Source organism: Streptomyces sp. NPDC001668 (assembly GCF_042893155.1).
Taxonomy (GTDB): Bacteria; Actinomycetota; Actinomycetes; order Streptomycetales; family Streptomycetaceae; genus Streptomyces.
The window spans coordinates 305124-327699 of record NZ_JBIAUQ010000008.1; the positions used below are offsets into that span (position 1 = coordinate 305124).

Annotated in this window: 20 protein-coding genes; 5 read left to right on the top strand and 15 right to left on the bottom strand. The window is 69.3% G+C overall.

Features of this window, described 5'->3' with window-relative positions; all coding sequences use genetic code 11:
* Positions 1-23: 23 nt before the first annotated feature.
* The gene (locus tag ACFYZ8_RS25575) at positions 24-1046 is read left to right on the top strand and encodes a helix-turn-helix transcriptional regulator (RefSeq protein WP_388535947.1); all 1023 of its coding nucleotides are present in this window, start codon (positions 24-26) and stop codon (positions 1044-1046) included.
* A gap of 49 nt (positions 1047-1095) precedes the next feature.
* Here ACFYZ8_RS25575 and speB read toward each other — a convergent pair whose 3' ends face one another.
* The 11 genes from speB to ACFYZ8_RS25630 form a co-directional block, all read right to left on the bottom strand.
* The gene (gene speB / locus ACFYZ8_RS25580) at positions 1096-2109 is read right to left on the bottom strand and encodes an agmatinase (RefSeq protein ID WP_388535945.1); all 1014 of its coding nucleotides are present in this window, start codon (positions 2107-2109) and stop codon (positions 1096-1098) included.
* Between the two features lie 94 nt (positions 2110-2203).
* Entirely contained in the window at positions 2204-3700 is a 1497-nt protein-coding gene (locus tag ACFYZ8_RS25585) for an aldehyde dehydrogenase family protein (RefSeq protein ID WP_388535942.1), read from the bottom strand.
* Between the two features lie 40 nt (positions 3701-3740).
* Positions 3741-5177, bottom strand: coding sequence for an NAD-dependent succinate-semialdehyde dehydrogenase (locus ACFYZ8_RS25590; protein WP_388536332.1), 1437 nt, complete (start codon positions 5175-5177; stop codon positions 3741-3743).
* Positions 5177-6364, bottom strand: a complete 1188-nt coding sequence (locus tag ACFYZ8_RS25595; protein ID WP_388535940.1) for a CaiB/BaiF CoA transferase family protein — start codon at positions 6362-6364, stop codon at positions 5177-5179. The genes ACFYZ8_RS25590 and ACFYZ8_RS25595 overlap by 1 nt, the downstream gene beginning before the upstream one ends.
* Entirely contained in the window at positions 6357-7376 is a 1020-nt protein-coding gene (locus tag ACFYZ8_RS25600; RefSeq protein ID WP_388535938.1) for a hypothetical protein, read from the bottom strand. The genes ACFYZ8_RS25595 and ACFYZ8_RS25600 overlap by 8 nt, the downstream gene beginning before the upstream one ends.
* Entirely contained in the window at positions 7373-8197 is an 825-nt protein-coding gene (locus ACFYZ8_RS25605) for an HpcH/HpaI aldolase/citrate lyase family protein (protein WP_388535935.1), read from the bottom strand. Before ACFYZ8_RS25605 ends, ACFYZ8_RS25600 begins: the two co-directional genes overlap by 4 nt.
* Positions 8194-9414, bottom strand: coding sequence for a cytochrome P450 (locus tag ACFYZ8_RS25610; protein ID WP_388535933.1), 1221 nt, complete (start codon positions 9412-9414; stop codon positions 8194-8196). The genes ACFYZ8_RS25605 and ACFYZ8_RS25610 overlap by 4 nt, the downstream gene beginning before the upstream one ends.
* Positions 9415-9464: 50 nt before the next feature.
* The gene (locus ACFYZ8_RS25615; RefSeq protein ID WP_388535930.1) at positions 9465-10421 is read right to left on the bottom strand and encodes a PDR/VanB family oxidoreductase; all 957 of its coding nucleotides are present in this window, start codon (positions 10419-10421) and stop codon (positions 9465-9467) included.
* Positions 10422-10552: 131 nt separating this feature from the next.
* Positions 10553-11332: a coniferyl-alcohol dehydrogenase gene (locus tag ACFYZ8_RS25620; protein ID WP_388535927.1), complete on the bottom strand. Its 780-nt coding sequence runs from the start codon at positions 11330-11332 to the stop codon at positions 10553-10555.
* Between the two features lie 180 nt (positions 11333-11512).
* Complete coding sequence (locus tag ACFYZ8_RS25625; RefSeq protein ID WP_388535925.1) at positions 11513-12439, bottom strand: Lrp/AsnC family transcriptional regulator; 927 nt, start codon at positions 12437-12439, stop codon at positions 11513-11515.
* A gap of 211 nt (positions 12440-12650) precedes the next feature.
* On the bottom strand, positions 12651-13310 hold the full coding sequence (locus ACFYZ8_RS25630; protein ID WP_359035444.1) for a TetR/AcrR family transcriptional regulator: 660 nt from the start codon (positions 13308-13310) through the stop codon (positions 12651-12653).
* 330 nt (positions 13311-13640) lie between these two features.
* Here ACFYZ8_RS25630 and ACFYZ8_RS25635 point away from each other — a divergent pair, with 330 nt between their 5' ends.
* From ACFYZ8_RS25635 to ACFYZ8_RS25645, 3 genes are read left to right on the top strand one after another with little or no spacing between them, the layout of a single operon-like run.
* Entirely contained in the window at positions 13641-15104 is a 1464-nt protein-coding gene (locus tag ACFYZ8_RS25635) for an APC family permease (RefSeq protein ID WP_388535922.1), read from the top strand.
* Positions 15105-15132: 28 nt separating this feature from the next.
* Positions 15133-16773, top strand: coding sequence for an amidohydrolase (locus ACFYZ8_RS25640; RefSeq protein ID WP_388535920.1), 1641 nt, complete (start codon positions 15133-15135; stop codon positions 16771-16773).
* Between the two features lie 45 nt (positions 16774-16818).
* Complete coding sequence (locus tag ACFYZ8_RS25645; protein WP_388535917.1) at positions 16819-17940, top strand: aromatic ring-hydroxylating dioxygenase subunit alpha; 1122 nt, start codon at positions 16819-16821, stop codon at positions 17938-17940.
* A 237-nt stretch (positions 17941-18177) separates the two neighbouring features.
* On the opposite strand, the gene ACFYZ8_RS25650 is transcribed toward ACFYZ8_RS25645, so the two are convergent.
* Genes ACFYZ8_RS25650 through ACFYZ8_RS25665 form a run of 4 tightly spaced genes read right to left on the bottom strand, consistent with a single transcriptional unit; the run spans position 18178 to position 21993 of the window.
* On the bottom strand, positions 18178-19332 hold the full coding sequence (locus ACFYZ8_RS25650) for an acyl-CoA dehydrogenase family protein (RefSeq protein ID WP_388535916.1): 1155 nt from the start codon (positions 19330-19332) through the stop codon (positions 18178-18180).
* 4 nt (positions 19333-19336) lie between these two features.
* On the bottom strand, positions 19337-20491 hold the full coding sequence (locus tag ACFYZ8_RS25655; protein WP_388535914.1) for an acetyl-CoA C-acetyltransferase: 1155 nt from the start codon (positions 20489-20491) through the stop codon (positions 19337-19339).
* Between the two features lie 50 nt (positions 20492-20541).
* Positions 20542-21180 (bottom strand): TetR/AcrR family transcriptional regulator, encoded by a 639-nt coding sequence (locus tag ACFYZ8_RS25660; protein WP_388535912.1) that lies wholly within the window; start codon positions 21178-21180, stop codon positions 20542-20544.
* A gap of 12 nt (positions 21181-21192) precedes the next feature.
* The gene (locus ACFYZ8_RS25665) at positions 21193-21993 is read right to left on the bottom strand and encodes an SDR family NAD(P)-dependent oxidoreductase (RefSeq protein ID WP_388535909.1); all 801 of its coding nucleotides are present in this window, start codon (positions 21991-21993) and stop codon (positions 21193-21195) included.
* A gap of 122 nt (positions 21994-22115) precedes the next feature.
* Between ACFYZ8_RS25665 and ACFYZ8_RS25670 the strand changes: the two genes are divergently transcribed.
* Positions 22116-22568, top strand: coding sequence for a MaoC family dehydratase (locus tag ACFYZ8_RS25670; RefSeq protein ID WP_362663185.1), 453 nt, complete (start codon positions 22116-22118; stop codon positions 22566-22568).
* The last annotated feature ends 8 nt before the right edge of the window (positions 22569-22576 follow it).

The window sequence follows — 22576 nt, forward strand, 5'->3', positions numbered from 1 at the left end:
GTAATTCCTGAAAAACTTGGGCTGTGACCCCAGACCGCTTTTTCAGCCTGATGCTGCTCCTCGAATCGAGGGACGCGGTGACCACACAGGAACTTGCCTCGGCGCTCGGGGTGTCCCTTCGAACCATCACCCGGGACCTGAACTGGCTCCGCGACGCCGGTCTGCCGGTGACCGCCCAACGGGGCCGCGTCGGAGGCGTGAGCATGCTGCCCGGGTCCGGGCTCGATCTCACGCGACTCACGCCGGGCGAGCGTGATCACCTCTCGCTGACCGGGCTGGATGAGAAGCAACGACGGGAGCTCGACGCATCGGTCGAAAGCCGGCGCGCGCTCTCCAAGATCGTCGCTACTCGGTCACGTCGAGTTCATGAACTCCTGCCGCTCACCGACGTGGTGCACGTGGACAGCCGCCCCTGGCTCCGGACACGAGCTTCCGGCACGACTCCGGCTTCGCTGATCGGCTCAGTGCGGCGAGGCCGCCGGCTACGGATCGAGTACGACAGTCCACGCGAGCCGGGCCCACGCGACCTGGTCGTGGATCCCTACGGGCTGTTGGCCAAGGCCGGCATCTGGTACCTCGTCGCCGACTGTGCCCAAGTGCCGCAGATGTACCGACTCGAACGGATCACGACGTGCCAAGAAGTCGACCAGCCGCGGCGGATCCGCGAGCACCAGACCCTGGCCACCGTCGCAGCGGCGCTCGTTGATCAGTGGGAACACCACCACACGATCGAGGTCAGCGCCACCATCGACCAAGCCCAGATCGAGCGAGCGCGACGGATCTTTGGCCAACGACTCGTCCGGGACGACCATGAGGCATCCGCCACCGGCCACAAGGTGACGATCCGCTTCCGCTGTCTGGAGGACGTGCGAGCACTACTGCCGTTCGGGAGCGCCATCACTGTGCACGGCCCCACCGAAGCCAGGGCTCACCTCCGCGCCCTCGCCACCGACCTTGCCCAGCACTACGCGCCGTCACCAACGTCCTGCGCATCCCAAGTGGCATGTGCTGACCAGGTCCGTTCCCTGTCAAGTCCTACCTGTTGAACCTCTACGACCCGCCCGAGCCCTCGCAGGGTTGCCGAGCCGGCCGCAGTCAGGCTCCGCGCGTGGTGTCGGGCGCTTGCCCGGGTGTCGGCTTCGGCGCCCAGGCGGAGAGGAGTTCGTAACCGACGTGGGCGGCGGCCACGCCGGTGATCTCGGCGTGGTCATAGGCGGGGGCCACTTCGACGATGTCCGCGCCCACGACATTCAGCCCACTCGTCGCGCGCAGCATCATGAGCAGTTCGCGGGAAGTGAGCCCGCCGGACTCCGGCGTACCGGTGCCCGGTGCGAACGCGGGATCCAGGACGTCGATGTCGACCGAGATGTAGACCGGGCGGTCCTGGAGGCGGGCGCGCATCCGCTCGACGGTGCCCCGCACGCCTATGTCCTCGATCTCCTCGCAGCGGATGGGCGTGAATCCGAGGGCGCGGTCCTGCTTCATGTCACCCGGGCCGTACAGGCCGCCGCGGATGCCGACGTGCATGCAGCCCTCGGGGTCGAGCAGTCCTTCCTCGGCGGCTCTGCGGAAGGGGGTGCCGTGCAGGTAGGGCGAGTTGAAGTAGGTGTCCCACGTGTCGAGGTGTGCGTCGAAGTGCAGGACGGAGACCGGCCCGTGCTGGGCGTGCAGGGCCCGCAGGACGGGCAGGGCGATGGTGTGGTCGCCGCCGAGGACGAGCAGCTTCCCGGCGCGGTCGAGGACGGCGCGGGTGCCGTCCTCGATGGCCGTGATCGCGGCCGGGATGTCGTATGGGTGGGCGGCGATGTCGCCGAGGTCGACCACCTGCTGGCCGAGGAAGGGCCAGGCGTCGGCCTCCGGGTTGTACGGCCGCAGCAGACGGGAGCTGATGCGGATGTGCTGTGGGCCGAAGCGGGCGCCGGGGCGGTAGCTCACACCTGCGTCGAAGGGCACGCCGACGACCGCGACGTCCAGGTCTCCGGTCTCGTGGGGGCGGGGAAGAGAGGCGAAGGTGGTGGGTCCGGCGAAGCGGGGGACCTGGGTGAAGTCGACCTGGCCGACCACTTGGTCGAGGTGGACCCGTGGCTGCGAGGGCAGGGGGAGGCTCACTGCGCTGTCCTTCGTGTCGTGGGGATGCAGGGTGCGGGTGTGCGCGGGGGGGCCAGGTGCGCTGGTGACGACAGGTGGCCGACTGCCGGGGGGCCTACAGACCGATCACGGTGGTCTTGAGTTCGGTGTAGTGGTCGACGGCGGCCGAGCCGAGCTCACGGCCGAATCCGGACGCCTTCACGCCGCCGAAGGGCAACGTCGGGTGGAAGATGCCGTAGGTATTGGCCCAGACCGTGCCGGCGCGCAGGCCGCGGGCGACGCGGTGCACCCGGGAGACGTCCTTGCTCCACACGGAGGAGGCCAGGCCGTAGGCGGTGCCGTTGGCGAGGCGGATCGCCTCTGCCTCGTCGTTGAAGGGCAGCACACTCAGGACGGGCCCGAACACCTCCTCCCGCTCGACGGTCTGGCCTGGGCGGACACCGGTGACCAGGGTCGGTGCGACGAAGAAGCCGTCCTCCGCCGGCAGCGAGCACGCGGTTTGCACGTGGGCGCCCTCCGCGGCGGCCTTCTCCACCAGCGTGACGACATGGTCACGCTGCTTGGCCGAGATGAGCGGGCCCAGCGTCGTGCCGGGTGCCAGACCGTGGCCGAGTGAGGTCGCGTCCGCCGTCCTCCGCAGGAGTTCGGTGACGAATTCGTCGTGGACGCGGCGGTCGACCAGCAGGCGGCTGCCGGCGACACACACCTGGCCGGCGTTGGTCCAGATGCCGGCCATCACGCCCTCGACGGCCGCGTCCATGTCGGCGTCCGCGAAGACGATCTGTGGGCTCTTGCCGCCGAGTTCCAGGCTCACCCTGGTCGTCGTGGTGGCGGCGGCGCGCATGACCGACTGGCCGGTGCGGGTCGAGCCGGTGAAGGCGATCTTGGCGACGCCTTCGGCCGCGGTGAGGGCCGCACCGGTCGCGCCGGCACCGGGTACGACATTGACCACACCGTCCGGGATGCCGGTCTGTGCGCACAACTGGGCGAAGTACGCGGTCGACAGCACCGTCTGTTCCGACGGCTTGGCGACGAATGTATTGCCGAAGGCGAGTGCGGGCGCGAGCTTGTACATCAGGATGGGCAGCGGATAGTTCCAGGGCGTGATCGCCGCGCACACCCCGAGCGGCTCGCGGGTTCCGGTCGCCAGGAAACTGCGGGGTGCGGGATAGACAGCACCCTCTACCTTCGTGGCCCAACCCGCGTAGTAGCGCAGCACGGCGACGGCCTCGTCGACGTCCAGTCGGGCCTCGGCCAGGGTCTTGCCCGTGTCCAGCGCTTCGAGCTGGGCGACGGTCTCCGTGGTCCCTTCGAGGAGGTCGGCCAGGAGGCGCAGCTCGGACTCCCGCTGCTCGGGGTCGAGTTCACTCCAGCGGCCGTCGTCGAAGGCGGTGCGAGCGGCCGCCACGGCGTCGTTCACGTCCTGGGCGGATGCGGCGGCGTACTCGGTGAGAGTCAGTCCGGTGCCCGGGTCGATCACCGGGATGACGTCGTCGGAGCGGGCAGTGCGGAAGGAACCGCCGATGAACGGCTCCAGCGGCGGCTTCTCCAGCCAGGCGCGGGTGGAGGCCAGGAGGTTGTCGCGCACGACAGGCGCGAGACGGGTGGTCATGGCTGTTCACTCTCCGGTGTCGATGACGGAGTCATGGCCGTCACCACTGGGTGGCGATGTACTTGGTCTCCAGGAACTCGTGAATGCCGTGGCGACCGCCTTCGCGGCCGATGCCGCTCTGCTTGATTCCGCCGAACGGAGCCGCGGGGTCGGAGAAGACCCCGGTGTTCAGGCCGACCATGCCCGACTCCAGCCGCTCCGCCACACCGAGTCCACGACGCAGATCCTGCGTGTAGACGTACGAGCCCAGCCCCATCTCGGTGCTGTTGGCCATGCTGATCGCCTCGTCCTCGGTGTCGAAGGAGACGATGGGGGCGACCGGACCGAACAGTTCGTGGCCGAGCACGGGGGCGGTCGGCGGGACGTCGTCGATCAGGGTGGGTGGGAAGTAGTAGCCCGTGCCATCTGGAGCGCTGCCACCCAGGACGACCCTGCCTCCCGAGTCCACGGCGGACTGCACCGCCTCGGCCAGCGTGTCGCGCGCGGATGCGGATGCCAGTGGGCCCACTTGCACGGAGGGAACGGTGCCGGGCCCGACCTCCAGGGCGGAGAGGCCGTCGGCGAGGCGGGTGACGAACGCGTCGTGCACGGATCTGTGCACGTAGAAGCGGTTGGCGGCGGTGCACGCCTCGGCATTGTGACGCATCTTGGCGACCAGTGCTCCGGCGACCGCCGCGTCGATGTCCGCGTCCTCGAAGACGAGGAACGGGGCGTTGCCGCCCAGCTCCATGGACGTCTTCAGCACGCGCTCGGCGGCCTGCGCGAGCAGGGCGCTGCCGACCCGGGTGGATCCGGTGAAGGACAGGGCCCGCACCGGGCCGTCGGCGACCAGCTCGGCGGTCACTGTGACGTCACGGGAGGTCGGTACGACATTGACCACTCCGGCGGGAACGCCTGCTTCGGCGAGCAGCCCGGCCAGGAACAGCGCGGTCAGCGGTGTCTGCCAGGACGGTTTGACGACGACCGAGCAGCCCGCGGCGAGCGCGGGTGCGACCTTTCGCGTGACCATGGCGGCCGGCAGGTTCCACGGAGTGAGCAGCAGGGACACACCGACCGGCTGCGAGATCTCGATGATGCGCTTGTCACCGGCCGGCGACAGGCTGAGGTGACCGTCGATCCGGACCGCTTCCTCGCTGTACCAGCGGAAGAACTCCGCCGCGTAGACGACTTCTGCCTCGGCATCCGCGCGGGCCTTGCCGTTCTCGGCGGTGATGAGCGCCGCGAGCTGATCCTTCGCGCCGATGGTCAACTCGTAGGCACGGCGCAGGATCTCAGCGCGTTCGCGGGGAGGACGCCGGCTCCAGGCCGGGAGCGCGGCGGCGGCTGCCGCGGCGGCTGCCTTGGCGTCCTCGACGTCCGCGTCGGCGACTTCGGCGATGACCTGTTGGGTGGCGGGGTCCTCCACCTGGAAGGTGCCGGCGTTCGCGGCCTTCCGCCAGGTCCCGTCTATGAAGAGGTCGGTGGGAGTGGTGGGGATCACGAGGACACCTCTGCGGGATGGTTCGGGCGGAACTCGTCGTTGTCGGAGCCGAGTCGGGGCACCGGCCCCGGTCGTGCTCCCTGGCCGTCGAAGAGCAGGGGCAGGCGTGGCAGGCTGAGAACCGATCCGTCCGGGCGCCGGGCGCGCGCGTCGTCGATGGGGGCGAACAGGCCGCGGTGGGCGAGCTGTGCACAGGCGCGGACGTCGGCGACGGTCTGCACGACTCCGGCCGGCTGACCCGCGGCACGCAGCGCCGCCGCCGCCTCGTGGCGGTCCATGTCCTTGGCCCACTCCTCCAGCAGCGGGACGATGCGGTCCGCCATGTGTTCCGCGCGCTTGAGGGTGGTATCGAGCTCGGGGTCCGCCTCCAGCTCCGGATTCCCCAGCGCGGCGCAGCAGCGCCGCCACATCTCGTCGGTGGGGATGACGATGGACACCCACGCTCCGTCGCCGGCCCGGAAGGCACCGACCGGGCTGAAGCGGTCGATGCCGCGCGTGGGCACCTCACCGGTGTACTCGTGCAGCGTCAGGGGGCGTTCCAGGAAGGCCGCGCCGATGTCGTACATGGCGGCGTCGACGTGGGAGCCCTGCCCGGTGGCGGCCCTTCCGACGAGAGCGGTGAGGATGCCGATGGTGCCGTAGATGCCGGACATCAGGTCCATCGTGCCCATCGGGGCCAGGCCGGGCGGGCCGTCCTGCTCACCGATGAGGCTGGACAGGCCGCTCATGCCCTGGATGACCGAGTCGAAGGCCGGCCACCGCGCGTACGGCCCGCCGGTCGTGCCGAAGCCGGAGATCTCGCAGATCACCAGGCGGGGGTGGCGCTCGCGCAGCACATCGGGTGCCAGCCCCTGCCGGGCGAGTGAGCCCGGGCGCAGGTTGCTGACCAGGACGTCGGCCGTCCCGAGGAGTTGGTCGAAGACCTCCCGGTCGTCCTCGGCGCCCAGGTCCAGCTCGACGGACTTCTTGCCGCGGTTGTACGAGGCGAAGCCGCCGCTGATGTAGTCGTCGTCGGGTCCGACCTTGGGGTCGTACCAGCGACGGGGGTCCCCGGATCCCGGCCGTTCCACCTTGATCACTTCCGCGCCGGCGTCGGCCAGCATCTGCGTGCAGTACGGGGCGGCGATGAACTGCTCCAGCGACACCACACGGATGCCGTCGAGCAAGTGGAGTCCGTCAGACATGGGTCCCTCCAGAAGTGCCGGCGACCAGCGCCACAGGGCGGAAGTCGAGGACGTCCACCGGCTCGGCCTCGGGTCGCAGGGTCCGTCCCCGGAGCCGGAAGCCGATGAGCGCACCGTCAGTGACCGGCAGGATGTCTTCGACGGTCAGGTCGAACGACAGCAGGTCGTCTTCGAAACAGGGGGCGAGGTGGTCGCACGAGCGCCAGCCGACGACCGCTGCCAGCCCCGGTACCAGCCGGGACAGTGACGCCTGGGCGAGAGCGACGGTGTGACCGCCGTAGACCAGCCGCCGGCCTCGCTGCCCGCGGGCGGGATCGCGATGGGCGGCGGCTTGGTTCTGGGTCAGGCGTACGAGGTCCAGGGCGCCGCTGATCGAGTCGCGCAGCGGATCGGCCGCCTGGAAGCCCTCGGCGGGCAGCGGAGCTCGCGACAGCCGGGCGAGATCCCAGTGCCCGGGCACGGCGGGCAGGAAGTCCGCGAGGGGGCGGGTGGAGTCGGCACTGCCGATGTCTCCGGCCTCTTCCAGGCGGCCCTGGTCGCGCAGGGGCAGCAGGGCCAGACGCTCCAGAGAGGCGACCAGGGCGCCGTGCTCGTCACGCGTCTCGACGGAGAGCAGGACCTTGGCCCGTCTGCCCTTGCCGTTGTCGCGTGTGAAGGCACGGGCGACGGGGGTGACGGTCGAGGTCACCGTCGTTCCGATGTGCACCTGTCGGTGCAAGGTGACGTCGCGGTAGAAGAGGTTGGCGATGACGATCTTCGTTGCGACGGTCGACTGACCGATGGCGACCTGCAGGGCGAGCGCCGAGTTCACCACTCGCGCGTCCGCGCCGGTGACCGCGTGCGACAGCGGTGTACTGAGGGAGAGCCGGGCCGGGTCACCGCTGAGGGCCTGGTACAGGGCGGCGGTGCCCTCGTCGACGGTGATGGCCGGCGCGCTGGGCAGGGGTTCACCGATGACGAAGTCGTCGCCGTAGGGCCCGTCCCAGGGGAGGGCTGTGTTCTGTTCGCTCATTGCCGGCCTTCCGCGAGGATGCGGCGGGCGTGGTCGACGACGGGTTTGTCGACCATGGATCCGTCCACGGCGATCGCGCCGTCGGCGGGTGCGTCGGCCGCGGCGGTCGTCACCCGGCGTGCCCAGGCGACCATGTCGGCCGAGGGAGCGAACGCCCGTTGTACGTGCTCGAGTTGAGCTGGATGGATACAGAGTTTGCCGGTGAAGCCGAGGCCGCTCTGTCGTTGGCAGTCGGCCCGGAGCCGGGGCTCGTCCCCGACAGCGGTGGTGGGACCGGCAATCGCCGGGACGGCGGCGCAGGCCGCCGCGTTCACGATCCGCGCCTGGGCCCAGGAGGTGTCCTGGGCATGGAGCCCGCCCGCCGCGGCGAGTGCCGCACGGTAGTCCAGCTCGCCGAACATCACGGCCCGTACGGCCGGGTGGGCAGCGATGGCGCGGGCGTCCTCGACTCCGTCGGGGCTTTCGACGAGCGCCACGAGCGGCAGGTCCGTGCGGGCCGCGATCTCGCGCACAGTGTCGGGGGTGGCTTTGGGCAGCACGAGGGCGTCGAGGTGTTCTCTCTGCGTGTTCGCGAGGGTGAGGTCTGCGGCCAGGTGTGTTGAACCGACCGCGTTGACGCGCAGCCAAAGCGGTCGTCGTGCCGAGGCGAGCGGGCGTGCCGACGTGCGTACCAGCGAGCGCGCTGCGTCCTTGCCAGTGGCGGCGACGCCGTCTTCGAGGTCGACCATCAGGACCGAGGCGGTGGAGGTCCGGGCCTTGTGCAGGAACCGCCCGGAGGAGGCGGGCACCGCCAGCACGGTCCGGGGAAGGAGCACGCTCATGCCGGGCTGAACCTCACCGGGAGGGAGGCCAGGCCGTTGACGAAGTTGGAGTGCAGGCGCACCGGTTCGCCGCTGACCTCGATGTCCGGCAGACGGGCGAACAGTTCCTCGAAGAAGATCGTCATCTCCTTGCGGGCCAGTACCGCCCCCAGGCAGAAGTGGGGGCCACCGCCGCCGAAAGCCACGTGCTGCTCCTCCGGCCGTTCGAAGTCGAGCTCACCGGCCCGTTCGAACGCGCGCTCGTCGCGGTTCGCGGAGGTGTACCAGAGCACGACCTTGTCGCCCTTGGCGATCGGCTGCCCGGCGATCTGCGTGTCCCGGGTCGCGGTGCGCCGGAAGTACATCACCGGGGTCGCCCAGCGGACGATCTCCTCCACCGCGCGTGGCGCGAGCCGATGGAAGTCCCCCTGCCAGCTACGCCGCTGTTCGGGGTGGAGCGACAGGGCGTACATGCCCTGCCCGATGCTGGTCGCCGTCGTTTCGATGCCGGCGGTCACCAACAGGGCGAAGAACACCGCGATCTCGTGGTCGCTCATCCGCTGCCCGTCGACCTCGGCGGCCAGCAGGCGTCGCAGGAACGAGGCCGAGTCGTCGACCTGTTCCCGTGCCCGCGCGACCAGTTCCTCGGCGTAGGCGATGATCTCCAGCATGGCGTCGTAAGCCTCGGCGGTGCCGTACGCGGACAGTGCGGTGCCGGTGAGCGCGACGAGCCGGGGCCGGTCGTCGGCGGGGACGCCGAGCAGCTCGCAGATGATCTGCGCCGGGAAGTCACCGACGATGTCCTGCATGAAGTCGCACGAGCCCTTGTCGGCGACGCGGTCGATGCACCGGCGGGCGTGTGCGCGGATCGTGTCGCTGAGGGCCTCGACGGTACGGGGGGTGAGGACCCGGTTGACGATGGCCCGGTGGTGGGAGTGCGCGGCGCCGCTCATGTTGAGCATCCCACCGAAGATGTGGACCATCTCGGGCGTCATGTCGACGATCTCGGTGCCGTGAGCGGAGGTGAAGGTGTCCTGGTCGCGGCTGACCTCGACCAGTTCCTGGTAGCGGACCACCGACCAGAACCCCCGGCCGCCCTCGGGGAACCAGGAGGAGGACGGCTCGTCGTGCCAGTGCACGGCGCCTTCCCGGCGCATCGCGGCGAACGCCGCCTGCGGATCCGGTTGTGTCCAGAACTCCGGCAGGGCCGGGTTGGTGGGTGTGTCGATGTCATGCATGAGGTTCGGCCTGTTCTGCTGGCTGTGGGAAGGGAGGGGTGCCGAACGGCTCAGAGGTCGAGGACGAGCTTGCGGGACAGGCAGCGGCCGACGCAGATCATCATCGTCTCGTTGCTGTCGCGCTCCTCCGGGGTGAGGACCTGGTCGCGGTGGTCGGGCGTGCCGTCGAGGACGGCCGTCTCGCAGGAGCCGCAGTAGCCCTCCTCGCAGGAGAAGGGGACCTGCGGCACGACTTCTCGGACCACGTCGATCAGCCGCTTGTCCGCCGGCACGGTCAGGGTCCGTGCGGAGCGTGCGAGTTCGACCTCGAACGAGGTGTCGGTGTCGGTTCGCTCGCCGTCGGGCACGGGCTTGGCACCGAAGCGCTCCAGGTGGAGCGTGCCGGCGGGCAGCAATGTTTCGCTGAGTGTCTCGGCGGCCTGGAGCATCGGCTCGGGACCGCACGCGTAGACCGCGGTTCCCTCGGGCAGGTCGGCGAAGGCGGCGGCGAAGTCCGGATGCCCCAGCTCGTCCTGCGGCACCAGCGCCACCTCGCCCCCGGAGGAGGCGGCCAGTTCGGAGAGTTCGGCCGTGTAGGCCATGGACGACCGGGTCCGCCCGCCGTAGATGAGCGTCCAGGGAGTCCCCGCGGCGGCGGCTCGCCGCACCATCGCCAGGATCGGAGTGACACCGATGCCGCCGGCCAGGAAGAGATACCGGTCGGCCTCGGCCAGGCGGAAGTGGTTGCGAGGTCCGCGTATGGACAGCAGTGAGCCCTCGGTGAGCCGGTCGTGGACTTCGGCGGAGCCGCCTCGGCCATCCGGCTCCCGGAGCACGGCCACGACGTACTCGTCGGAGCGTTCCCCGGTCCCGCACAGGGAGTACTGCCTGACCGTTCCCGACGGCAGGACGAGGTCGATGTGCGCGCCGGGCTCCCATGCCTCGAACGGCCCGTCGGCCGTTTCGGCCGGTACGAGGGTCAGCTCCACCACGCCCTCGGCCGCCTCACGCCGGCCGGCGATCCTCACTCGCCGGTCCCCGGCACTCGACGCCTGCTCTTGCGGACTCACCGGTCGGTCTCCGGCAATGCTGGTGCTCATGACCCGTGTCTCACTTTCTTTCTGATCGTCCGCCGGCGAACGCCCGGACACTCCACCGGTCAGGCGGCGGAGTTCTGACGAAGCGCGAACGCCATCTCGGCTCCTGCGTCGGCCACGACATCGGTGCCGTTGACCCACGTGGCCTGCGCACTGGCCAGGAACTCGACGACAGCGGCGATCTCCTCAGGACGCCCGTTGCGCCCACCGGCGAGTTCCGTCAGGGGGTCCAGCTCCGCGTGTCCCATCGACGCGTAGAACGAGGGCAGGAGGGGAGTCTCGACCGCACCCGGACTCACGGTGTTGAGGCGCACGTGACCGCGGTAGCGCTGGGCGGCGAGGGAGGTCCACACGATGAGGGCCTCCTTGCTGCGCGCATAGGCGTCCTTGCCGTCGCGGAGCAGAGCGGCGCCTGTGTCGACGCCGCTACGGAAGTCCGGCGTTTCGATCAGCCGGGTCACCTCGGCGAGGTGATCGCGCCAGTACCAGCCGGCGGTGGACGCCACGCTGACGACGGCGCCGCCCTCGTTCATGCGCGGCACCAGCCGGTCGGTCAGGTGGCGCAGCCCGAAGAAGTTGACGCCGAGGATCAGCGGGACCGGGGAGGCTCCGGAGACCCCGGCCACGTTGCACAGGACATCGGCAGGCCGGTCCAGCGCGTCCACGGCCCTGTCGATCGACGAGCAGTCGTTCAGATCGGTCTCGACGAAGTGAACCGGGGAGCCCGGCTTCCTGCGGTCGAGAACGATGACCTCGTCCCCCAGCGCCGTGAAACGACGGACGACGGCTTCACCGATGCCCGACGCCCCTCCGGTGACCACGACGGTGCGTGACCTGGTCATCGACTTCCCCTTACGAACCCGCGGCAACTCACTGCTGCGCCGTAGGGGCACGGCAGCGCCGGACACCCTCACGATGACATGAGGAGACTGGTTCGGCAAGGGAATCTAACGAGTGCATGCATCTTAAGGCGGTAATTTTGCAGATCTACCTCGCCGTGGAAGCCTTTTTCTCACGGGGTCCTACAGGGCGGACCAGGTGTACGGAAGCTTGTGGATGTCGATGTAGTTGAAGGTCTCCGTGGTCAGCACCCCCGGGATGCCGCGCAGGACGCTCCCGGTCAGGCGGTACAGATCGGCCCTGTCGGCGCAACTCACCTCCAGCAGGAGGTCGTAGGGGCCGATCGTGGCGGCCACGACATCGATCTCCGGCACCTGACGCAGTCGCTCCACGACCTCGGGCAGGGGGCCCTGCACGCGCACTCCCACGCCGGCCTGCACCCGATGGCCGTAGCGGAGTTGGTTGGTGATGGTGACGATCTGCACGAGGCCGTTGTCGAGGAGGCGCAGCACCCGCCGGCGCGCTTGGGCGTACGGGACGCCCGACTCCTCGGCGAGTTGGCGGTAGCTGGCGCGCCCGTCCCGCTGCAGTACCCGGATCAGCGCCCTGTCGGCCTCGTCGAGTTCATCGGCGGAACGACGGGGGACCGGGGGGTGTTGCCGCGCGCCGCCGAGGAGAGCGTGATGCGACCCGGCGGGCTCGTACTTCTCCACGGAGAGGTACTGCATGGTCAGGCACTGGGCGACACCGGGCAGCGTGCGGACCGACTCGTCGAGGATCCGCAGCAGGTCGCGGTCATCCCGGGCCACCAGCTCGGCGACGATGTCGAACACTCCGGCCGTCTGTACGACGAGATCGGCTGCCGGAAGAGCGTTCAGCGCGCGAGCGATGGGCAGGGCCGGGCCGCTCACCGTGATCCCGAGCAGTGCGAAGCTCTCCAGCCCGAGCAGGGGGGCGGGGACGCTCCCCACCACCTGGATGACGTCTTCTGCGATCAGGCGTTTGAGCCGCTCACGGACCGCGTCCCCCGACAGGTCCACACCGGCGCCCAGTTCCGCATACCCGGCCCTCCCGTTCGCCGTGAGAAGTCTGATCAACTTCTCGTCCACGGGGTCAAGTGCCGCCCCGGATCTGGGGGTCTCCGGATCGGCGCTCCGGTCATCGTGCTGCCGTGGCATGAGCAATACCTCCGCGTGTAGGACCCCCGAGGGGGTCCGCACACTACACTTCGAAACCAGGGAATTTTGCAATCTGGTTCGGTGCACCAGCGTTTTGGACGTGTGCCCTGGGGTGCGGCGGTTCACCTGCGGTCGGCAGGGATCAGTCGCGGACCTCGGGACCCGCTGCATCCGAGCCGGAAGGCGAGGGCAGGGACGCGTCCCGCGTGGCCGTTCCGTGCGGACTCCAGCTCTGGAGGAAGTCCCGCACCTCCTGCTCCAGCCGGGCGGAGGAGTAGGTGGACGGGTCCAGGGCGGCCATGACGCCGAGGCCGTCGACGAATGTGGCCAGGGTCAAGGCCGCGCGGGCCGCCTCCCAGGGCGGGGCAAGGATTCCTTCCTCGATGCAGGACTCGACCAGCCCCCGTATCCGGCCGTGGTAGTCCTGGTGCTCCTCCAGTACCGCCTCGGCGAGCGCCGGATGGTCCGCCACTCGCCCCATGAACCCGAGCCAGATCTTGAAGTCCAGTCGCGACTGGGCATCCACGGGGAGCGCGCGGAGAAGAACGCCCACGAGGCGTTCGAGCGGGGGTGTCTCTGATGTCGGGCCCAGCTCCTGCTCGCGCTGGAGGGCCAGCCTGTAGGCGAAGAGGAGCAAGTCGTCACGGTCGCGGAAGTAGTGGGCGACCACGCCCCGCGTCCACCCTGCCTCAGCGGCCACGGAGCGGATCGTGGCCCCCTCGATGCCCTCGCGTTCCACCACCGCCCACAGGGCGCGGGCGAGATCCTTCTTGCGCTCGCCGTGGTCGACGATCTTGGGCACGCTTCCTCCTGTGTTACGCCTGACTCGGCGACTGTTGCGAATGCCCTGCTCCGGTGCTGGTCAGAGCCGTGCCGGAGGTCGGTGGTCGCCATTTTTGCATTCACCCTCTTGACGCCGACCCAGCCCCGGGTTTTTATGACACCGTCATGTTAAAGCGGGGTTGTCGTCACGCTCCGTCGTCTCCGCGGCCCCCATGCCGTCACTCCATTGCCCTCGCGTGGCCGTCCCGCCGCCATCAGCAGGCACAGCCGGACACCGGGTGGACCCCCATACCCCGTCACTTGCTCTGCCTTCCGGTTTGTCCGCATACCTGCCCGAAGGGAACCCCCGATGCCACCGACTGCCGACGGCACCATCGAAACGAACTCCGAGCGTGGCAGCACGGAGGGTCACGCCCACACCCTCAAACCGGGTGTGCTCGGTGTGACCGCGGTGGCCTTCCTCGTCATCTCAGCCGCCGCCCCGCTGAATCTCCTGGCCGGCTACGGCCCCCTGGGCTACATGGTCGGCGGGCTCGGTGCCCCGGCCGGGTTCGTGCTCGCCGGCCTGGTGCTCGCCACCTTCGTCGCCGGTTTCATGGCGATGAGCCGGTACATGCACCGCCCGGGCACGTTCTACGCCTACGTCGAGCGCGGGCTGGGCAAGGACCTGGGCCGCGGGGCCGCCGCGGTGGCGCTGATCTCCTACCTGGCGATCCAGGTGGGCGCGATGGGCATTCTGGCCACGGTCACCCAGTCACTGATCGACAACTTCTTCGGCCTCCACGTCCACTGGGCGATCATCGCTGTCGCCCTCCAGGTGATCGTCTGGTACCTGGGGCGGCGGGGCATCGACATCGGCACGAAGGTCCTGGGAGTCCTGCTGTTCGCCGAGATCGGCATCCTCGCCGTCATCGCCGTGTGCGTGCTGGTCGAGGGAGGCAGCAGCGAGGGCATCCACGCCGGTTCGTTCGCCCCGTCGAACGTCTTCACCTCCGGCATGGCGGCGTCGTCCGTCGTCTGGTTCGGTGCCTTCCTCGGTATCGAGTACACCGCGATCTACCGAGCGGAGACCAGGAACCCCGAGCGCACCCTCCCCCGCGCCGCATACGTCTCCCTGAGCTTTCTGGCCGTCTTCTACTGCTTCGTCAGCTGGGCCATCGTCCAGGCTTTCGGTGACTCGGCCATCGCGACGGCGGCCGGTGACCACCCGACGGACATGGTCTACCTGGTCGCCGAACGCTACGTCGGTACCTGGGCCGGCGATGTGACGCAGATCCTGATGGTCACCAGCAGCATCGCCTCCGGCCTGGCCTACTTCAACGCCATCAGCCGCTACGGGCACAGCATGTCCAGCGAGGGCATGCTGCCCAAGAGGATGTCGCGCGTGCATCCCGTGTACCGCTCCCCGAACAACGGCAACCTGCAGGCCATCATCACCGTCGGCGCGGTCTTCCTGTTCACCGCAGTGGGCCTCGACCCCTACACGAACATGACGGTCTGGATGAGCACGCCCGGTGTCCTCGGCATCATCGTGCTGATGACCCTGACCGCGGTAGCCGTCGTCGTCTTCTTCTGGCGCAGGCAGCAGTCCTCGCGCGACCGCTGGATCGTCGCGGTGTCCTCCGCCTCCGCACTCCTGCTCGGGACGGTGACGTACCTGCTCATCGACAATGTCGCGCTCATGACCGGCAGCACGGGAGCCGTCAACGCCTTCGCCGTCACCCTGCCGTTCGCCGCCCTGCTCCTCGTGGCGGTCGTCAGCCGCCTTCGACGCGGGCACGGTGCCGTCGCGGCCGCCGACACCGACGCATGACCCCGAGAACCGAAAAGAGCCACACCTCATGCACGCTCAAACCGTCTTCCTCGGAGGCCCCGTCCACACCGTGGACGCCGCGCGTCCCTGGTGCACCGCGGTGGCGGTCCGCGAGGGCCGCATCGTCGCCGTCGGTCAGGAAAGTGATGTACGGGACCTCATCGGATCGCGGACCGAAGTCGTCGACCTCCAGGGCAAGCTCCTGCTTCCCGGCTTCCAGGACGCCCACGTCCACCCCGTCTTCGCCGGCCTCCAGCTCCTTGACTGCGACCTGGGCTCTGCCCGGAGCGCCGACGACTGTCTCGCGGTCGTCGCGGATTATGCGGCGAGCCACCCCGAACGGTCCTGGATCAGGGGTGGAGGCTGGACCTTCACCGCCTTCGGCACCGCCATGCCCACCAGGGAGCTGCTGGACAGCGTGGTCGGCGACAGGCCGGTCTACCTCTCCGTACGTGACGTCCACAGCGCCTGGGTCAACAGCCGCGCCCTGGAACTGGCCGGCATCGACGAGCGCACCGACGATCCCGCGGGCGGCCGGATCGAACGCGACGCGAACGGCCGCCCCTCCGGGGTCCTCCACGAGCAGGCCATGGAGCTGGTGGCACGGTTCCTCCCGGAGCCGACCATGGACGACCTGCGGGCCGCTCTCGCTACCGGGCAGCGCCACCTCCATGCTCTGGGCATCACTGCCTGGCAGGACGCCTTTGTCGGTTCGTACGGCGGCCAGCCCGACCCCCTCGACGTATACCTCGACGGGGCACGCTCCGGCCTGCTGACCGCCCGGGTACGCGGCGCCCTGGGGTGGGACCCGGATCGGGGCCTCGAGCAGGTTGGCTCGCTGATCGAGCGCAGGGAACGCGGCCGAGCCGGCCGGTTCACGGCGGGCACGGTCAAGATCGTCCAGGACGGCATCCCCGAGAACGGGACGGCCGCGCTCACCGATCCGTACCTGGACAAATGCGGCTGCCCCACGGACAACCGCGGCCACTCCATGGTGGAGCCCGAACGCCTCAAGCGTGCCGTCACGCAACTCGACGCCCACGGATTCCAGCTGCACTTCCACGCCATCGGAGACCGGGCGCTCACAGAGATCCTTGACGCCCTGGAACACGCTCGGAAGGCCAACGGCGACACCGGGCTGCGCCACCACATCGCCCACCTCCAGGTCGTACGGCCCGAAGACGTCTCCCGCTTCCGAGCACTGGACGTAGCCGCCAACATCCAGCCCCTCTGGGCCGCCCACGACGACCAGATGGACGACCTGTGCATTCCGGTCCTGGGCGAGCAACGCGCCGCCTGGCAGTTCCCCTTCGGGGATCTCTGGCGCGCCGGCGTCACCCTCGCCGCCGGCAGTGACTGGGGTGTCACCTCGGCCGACCCCCTCCTGGGCATCCACGTCGCGGTCAACCGCGTCCTCCCCGAAGTACACGGCAAGCGTGAGGTGTTCCTGCCCGAGCAGCGCCTCGACCTGGCCACCGCGATCCGCGCCTACACGTCCGGCAGCGCCTACGCCAACCACTTGGACGACACCGGCTCCATCACCGTCGGCAACCGCGCCGACCTGGTGCTCCTCGACCGCAACCCCTTCGACGGACCACCCGAGCACATCGCCCACACGCGAGTCCTGCGCACCTACATCGAGGGCACCCTCGTGCACGCCGCCGACTGATCCGCAGATCAACACCGCACTCCAACACATCGAGGTAGATTTTTCATGGCCCCCGCCATTCGTCCCCCCGAGACCGCCCAGGCACTGCCCCGCGAGGCGTACCTGTCGCAGGAGCACTTCCAGAAGGAACTGGAAAGGATCTTCTACTCGACGTGGCAATACGCCGGACACGTCTCGGAGTTCCCGGCCACCGGTTCCTACAAGCGCTTCGCCGTCGGCGACGTCGACCTCCTCCTGGTCCGTGCCGGCGACGGCGCGATCAACGCACTGCACAACGTGTGCCGTCACCGCGGGGCACAACTCGTCTCCGACGAGACCGGAACCTGCAAACGCGCCCTGACCTGCCACTACCACGGCTGGGCCTACAACCACGACGGCAGCCTCCGCGGCGCTCCCAAGATGGGCGAGGACTTCGACAAGACCCAGTTCGGTCTGAAGCGCGCCCACACCGAGATCTGGAACGGCTGCGTCTTCGTGCACCTCGGCGACCAGACCCCCACCCCGGTCCGCGAAAGCCTCGCCGAGGTCGTCTGGCCCTACGCCGACCTCGACCGGGCCAAGGTCGCCGAGGTCGCCACCTACGAGGTGGAGACCAACTGGAAGATCTGCTGGGAGAACGCCCTCGAGTGCTACCACTGCGCGATCAACCACCCCGAACTCGTTCGCGTCTTCGACCAGGACGGTGACGCCGGCGGCGCCGACGGAGGCGACGACTACGTCTACTTCGTCAACCCGCTCCTCGGCGACTCGCTCTCGGTGACGCTCTCGGGCAACCTGGAAAGCAAGGTTCTCTTCGAGTGCACCACCCCCCTGGACGAGGCACGCGGCTTCTTCCAGTGGCACACGTCGACCTTCGAGATGGTCGCCAGCCCGGACTGCGTCGCCGTGATGACCTACACGCCGCTGGCTCCCCACCGCACTCGCATCACCCAGACCTTCCTCGTGCCCGAGAAGGCCGAAGCCGGCACGGACTACGACCCCGGCACTCTCTTCGAACTGCACAAGCTGGCACGCGAACAGGACAACCAACTCTGCACCTCGGTACAGAAGGGCGTCACCAACCCCGCCTACGTCCCAGGCCCCTTCAACGACATCTATGAGGTCGAGAACCTCCGCTTCCTGGACGTCTACTGGAAACTCATGGGCGACACCTCCGGCAGCGACTGACCGACTGGCTGTCGCGCGATGCCCGCTTCACAGGCGGCGGACGCCTCCTGCGAGCCCGCGGTCCTGGCCGGATTTCCGCCCGATCACGAGACCTGAGCACGCTGCGGTAGAGGCCGAGCCCATCTACCGCAGCTACTACCTCACCATCGACAAGGCGGAGACCCTTCTCAACCCCGTCACCGTGAAGAGCCGGCCGTTCGCCGCCGCAGAGGATGCCTGCTCCCCGGCGTCTCCGCGTCACGCGTTGGATGCCAGATCGCGTCCGATGAGCTCCTTCATGATCTCGGTGGTGCCGCCGTAGATCGTCTGAACTCTTGTGTCGACGAACGCACGGGCGACCGGATACTCCGTCATATAGCCGTAGCCGCCGTGCAGTTGCAGGCAACGGTCGATGACCCGCTTCTGCAGTTCGCTCACGTACCACTTGCCTTTCGCCGCGTCCACGGCGGTCAGTTCACCGGCGTTGTAAGCGTGTACCGAGCGGTCGACGTAGGCCTCGGCGACGTCGATCTCGGTGGCCATCTCGGCGAGTTCGAAGCGGATGTGCTGGAGGTCGCCGATGGGGTGGCCGAAAGCCCGGCGCTCGAAGCAGTAGGCACGGGTCAGATCGAAGACCGCCCGGCTGGTCGCGATGGCCGTGGCCGTCACGCCGAGACGCTCCCGGGGCAGGTGGCTCATGAGCTCCTGGAGGCCCGATCCCACCGGCCCGAGGACGTTGGCGGCCGGTACCCGCACGTCCTCGAAGAACAGTTCGGCCGTGTCCTGGCCGGGCAGTCCGATCTTGTCCAGTTTGCGGCCGCGGGCGAAGCCGGGCATGTCCCGCTCGACCACCAGGAGAGTGAAGCCCCGCGAGCCGCCTTCGGGATCCGTACGCGCGGCGACGATCACCAGATCGGCCATGATGCCACTGGTGATGAAGGTCTTCTGTCCGTTCAGGACCCAGTCGTCGCCGTCGCGGCGGGCCGAGGTGCGGATGCCCCGCAGGTCGCTGCCGGTCCCGGGTTCGGTCATCGCCAGCGCTCCGATGATCTCGCCTGAGGCGAAGCCCGGCAGCCAGCGCCGCTTCTGTTCGTCCGTGGTCAGGTCCAGCAGATAGTGCAGCACCAGGTCGTCCTGGAGGGAGACGGTGAGACCGAAGGAGAGCGCGTGGACGCGGGCGATCTCCTCGCAGACGACCATGCGATAGCGGTAGTCCCGCTCGCCGGCGCCGCCGTGCTCCTCGCCGATCTGCAGGCCGTAGACACCCTGCCGGGCAGCCGCGGCGAACACCTTGCGGTCGATCCACCGGTCGGCCTCCCACCGCTGGTGGTGGGGGACGACCTCACGCGCGAGGAACTCGCGGACGGTCTCCCGGTACTGCTCGTGATCGTCTGTGTACAGGCCCCGTCGCATCAGGTCAGCCGAGCCTCTCGATGATGGTGACGTTGGCCTGACCGCCGCCCTCGCACATGGTCTGCAGACCGTAGCGGCCGCCGGTGCGCTCCAGTTCGTGGAGCAGGGTGGTCATCAGCCGTGTCCCGGTGGCCCCGAGCGGGTGACCGAGGGCGATGGCACCGCCGTTGACGTTGACCCGGGCCGGATCTGCGCCGATGTCGGCCTGCCAGGCGAGCACCACGGAGGCGAACGCCTCGTTGATCTCGACGAGATCGATGTCGTCGATGGCGAGTCCGGACTTCTTGAGGGCGTGCTCCGTGGCAGGGATGGGAGCGGTGAGCATCATGACCGGGTCGGAGCCGCGCACCGACATGTGGTGGATGCGGGCCCGGGGTGTGAGGGAGTGAGTGCGCACGGCGGCCTCCGAGGCGATCAGCATCGCGGAGGAGGCGTCGGAGATCTGGCTGGCCACCGCGGCGGTCAGCCGCCCGCCGGGCGTCAGTGTCGCGAGTCCCGCCATCTTCTCCAGTGTGGTGTCCGGCCGCGGGCCCTCGTCCGACACGACCCCTTCGAACGGAATGATCTCGGCGTCGAACCGGCCCTCCCGCTGGGCCGTCAGCGCCCGGCGGTGACTCTCCAGCGCGAACTCCTCCATGACCGAGCGTTCCACACCCCACTTCTCCGCGATCATCTCAGCGCCGCGGAACTGGGAGATCTCCTGGTCGCCGTAACGGGCGTGCCAGCCCTTGCAGTCGGTCCACGGATCGGTCGACCCATAGGGCTCGCCGGCGGTGAACCCGGACAGGATGGGGAACTGGCTCATCTTCTGCACACCGCCGGCCACGATGAGGTCGGCCGTGCCGGACATGACGGCCTGCGCGGCGAAGTGGACCGCCTGCTGGGACGAGCCGCACTGCCGGTCGATGGTCGTACCGGGCACCGACTCGGGCAGCCCGGCGGCCAGCGCGCTGGTCCGCGCGATGTCGCCGGCCTGCGACCCGATCTGGTCGAGGCAGCCGAGAATGACATCGTCGACGGCGGCGGGGTCGAAGTCGTGGCGTGCGACCAGTGAGCGGATGACGTGGGCGGCGAGATCGGCCGGGTGCGTTCCGGCGAAGCCGCCGCCGCGTTTGCCGACCGGGGTGCGTACCGCGTCGACGATGTAGGCCTCGGGCATGACGGTCCTCCAGTGTGCTGTGCGAAGGGGTGATGAGGGCGGGCCCGGGGTCAGGGCACACCCAGGCCGTGCCGCACCAGGCTCTGCGCGGTGCGGATGACACCGGTCAGCGAACCCTGCCGTGGGTTCCACCACTCCGGCGTCCAGTTGAGGGCTCCCATGACGAGCATGCGCGCCGCTCGCAGGTCGATGTCGTTCCTGATGGCACCCGCGGCCCTGGCTCTCGCCAGCAGGTCCCGCCACAGGTCGAGGTAGGCGCCGCTGTCCGCCCGCAGGCGGGCCCGTATGTCCTCGGGCAGCTGCCCGCTGTTGCGGCTGACCGCGGTCGCGAAGTCCGACAGGTGCAGCTCGACCCGCAGATGTGCCTCGACGGCGGCACAGATCCGGTCCATCGGGGGAGTGTCGTCGGGCAGCGCGGCCAGCGCGGTCTCGACGTGCTCCCGAAGCCGCAGCTGGCCGACCGCCATCACCTCGGCGATCAGCTCCTCGCGGGAGGGGAAGTAGTAGTACACGGCGGGCGGACGCACACCGGCCCGTTCGGCGATGTCGGACAGCCTGGTCGCGGAGTAGCCCTTGAGACTCAGCGTCCGAGCGGCCGCGGCGAGAATGCGGTTCCGGGTCGCCGCCGCCTTGACGGCCGGGGTTCTTGTGCCGTGTGCGCTGGTGCCGTTTCTGCTGGTGGTGTTCACTGAGCGCGCCTCCTACGGCATCGAGTAGCCGCCGCTGACCGAGAAGACCTGGCCCGTCACCTGCCGGGCGCGGCGTGCCGAGGAGAGCCAGACCACGGCGTCCGCGATGTCCTCCGGCGTGGTGAGCCGGCGCAGTGGGATGTTCTTGCGGACTGCCTCGATCTGCCGGTCGTCGAAGACGGCGCCTTGGCCGTGCCGGGTCCACAGGCTGCCCGTCCCGATCGCGTCCGGACTCTGGGGGACGACGAGTCCCGGGCAGACGACGTTGGACCGGATGCCGTCCCGGCCGTGCTCCCGGGCGACCGTGCGGGCGAAGGCGATCACCGCGGCCTTGGTCGCCCCGTACACCCCCTGCCGTATCTCCCCGAAGGCGGCGTCGCTGGAGATGAACACGATGGATCCGTGGCCCTCGGGCCGCATCGCGTCGAGGGCCGCACGGGTGCACTCGACGGAACCGAACAGATTGAGGTCCACCATCCGCCGCCAGCCGTCGCGGTCCGCGTCCTGGGCGACGAACCCCGGCAGGCTCAGCCCCGCGTTGTTCACGAGCACGTCGATTCCGCCCCAGGCGGCGGCGATGTGTTCGACGGCCGAGGCGCCGGCGCCCTCGGCCGTCAGATCGATGACGGCGACCTCCGCCCCGGCCGCTCCCCGCTCCAGGGCTTCGGCACGTGTCTTGGCGGCCTGCTCCGCGTCGATGTCGCAGATCAGCACACGGGCGCCTTCCGCGGCGAAGCCGTGCACGATGCCCCGCCCGATGTTCGAGGCGCCACCGGTGACCAACACCCGTGCCCCGCCGAGTTCCAGATCCATCCGCTCGCTCCCTCGTGGTGCGCGGCCCGCTGCCAACCCTTGACCCGTTGCACAACCGTTGACCCGCTGCGATTTATGAATCTAGATTAGATTCAAAATTCTGACCAGCCCCGGAGCGCGACATGAAGATCTTCAACGGACTAGCCGGACTCGCAGCCGCGGCAGGCGTGTCGCTCGGCACCACCGACTGGGTCGAGGTGGACCAGGAGCGCATCGACCAATTCGCCGACGCCACGGGGGACCACCAGTGGATCCATGTGGACGCCGGGCGCGCTGCCCAGGGGCCCTTCGGTTCCACCATCGCGCACGGCCTGCTCACGCTGTCCCTGCTGCCGGTGTTCCTGCAGCGGCTCTACCAGGTCGAGGGGGTGAGCATGGCCGTGAACTACGGGCTCGACAAGGTGCGCTTCCCCGCCCCGGTGCCCGTCGGTGCCAAGCTGCGGGCCACCTCCACGATCACCGAGGTCACACCGCTCGACGGCGCGGTCCAGCTGAAGCTGTCGACGGTCATCGAGATCGAGGGCGGCGCGAAGCCGGCCTGCGTCGTGGACTCCGTCGTACGGTATCTCGGCTGATGGGCGGG

Bases quoted from the DNA above. Each gene is read 5' to 3' on its own strand.
- ACFYZ8_RS25670 (WP_362663185.1), top strand. From the start codon at position 22,116: ATGAAGATCTTCAACGGACTAGCCGGACTCGCAGCCGCGGCAGGCGTG.
- ACFYZ8_RS25665 (WP_388535909.1), bottom strand. From the start codon at position 21,993: ATGGATCTGGAACTCGGCGGGGCACGGGTGTTGGTCACCGGTGGCGCC.
- ACFYZ8_RS25650 (WP_388535916.1), bottom strand. From the start codon at position 19,332: ATGCGACGGGGCCTGTACACAGACGATCACGAGCAGTACCGGGAGACC.
- ACFYZ8_RS25655 (WP_388535914.1), bottom strand. From the start codon at position 20,491: ATGCCCGAGGCCTACATCGTCGACGCGGTACGCACCCCGGTCGGCAAA.
- ACFYZ8_RS25610 (WP_388535933.1), bottom strand. From the start codon at position 9,414: ATGCATGACATCGACACACCCACCAACCCGGCCCTGCCGGAGTTCTGG.
- ACFYZ8_RS25595 (WP_388535940.1), bottom strand. From the start codon at position 6,364: ATGTCTGACGGACTCCACTTGCTCGACGGCATCCGTGTGGTGTCGCTG.
- ACFYZ8_RS25645 (WP_388535917.1), top strand. From the start codon at position 16,819: ATGGCCCCCGCCATTCGTCCCCCCGAGACCGCCCAGGCACTGCCCCGC.
- ACFYZ8_RS25635 (WP_388535922.1), top strand. From the start codon at position 13,641: ATGCCACCGACTGCCGACGGCACCATCGAAACGAACTCCGAGCGTGGC.
- ACFYZ8_RS25600 (WP_388535938.1), bottom strand. From the start codon at position 7,376: ATGAGCGAACAGAACACAGCCCTCCCCTGGGACGGGCCCTACGGCGAC.
- ACFYZ8_RS25585 (WP_388535942.1), bottom strand. From the start codon at position 3,700: ATGACCACCCGTCTCGCGCCTGTCGTGCGCGACAACCTCCTGGCCTCC.
- ACFYZ8_RS25620 (WP_388535927.1), bottom strand. From the start codon at position 11,332: ATGACCAGGTCACGCACCGTCGTGGTCACCGGAGGGGCGTCGGGCATC.
- ACFYZ8_RS25605 (WP_388535935.1), bottom strand. From the start codon at position 8,197: ATGAGCGTGCTCCTTCCCCGGACCGTGCTGGCGGTGCCCGCCTCCTCC.
- ACFYZ8_RS25640 (WP_388535920.1), top strand. From the start codon at position 15,133: ATGCACGCTCAAACCGTCTTCCTCGGAGGCCCCGTCCACACCGTGGAC.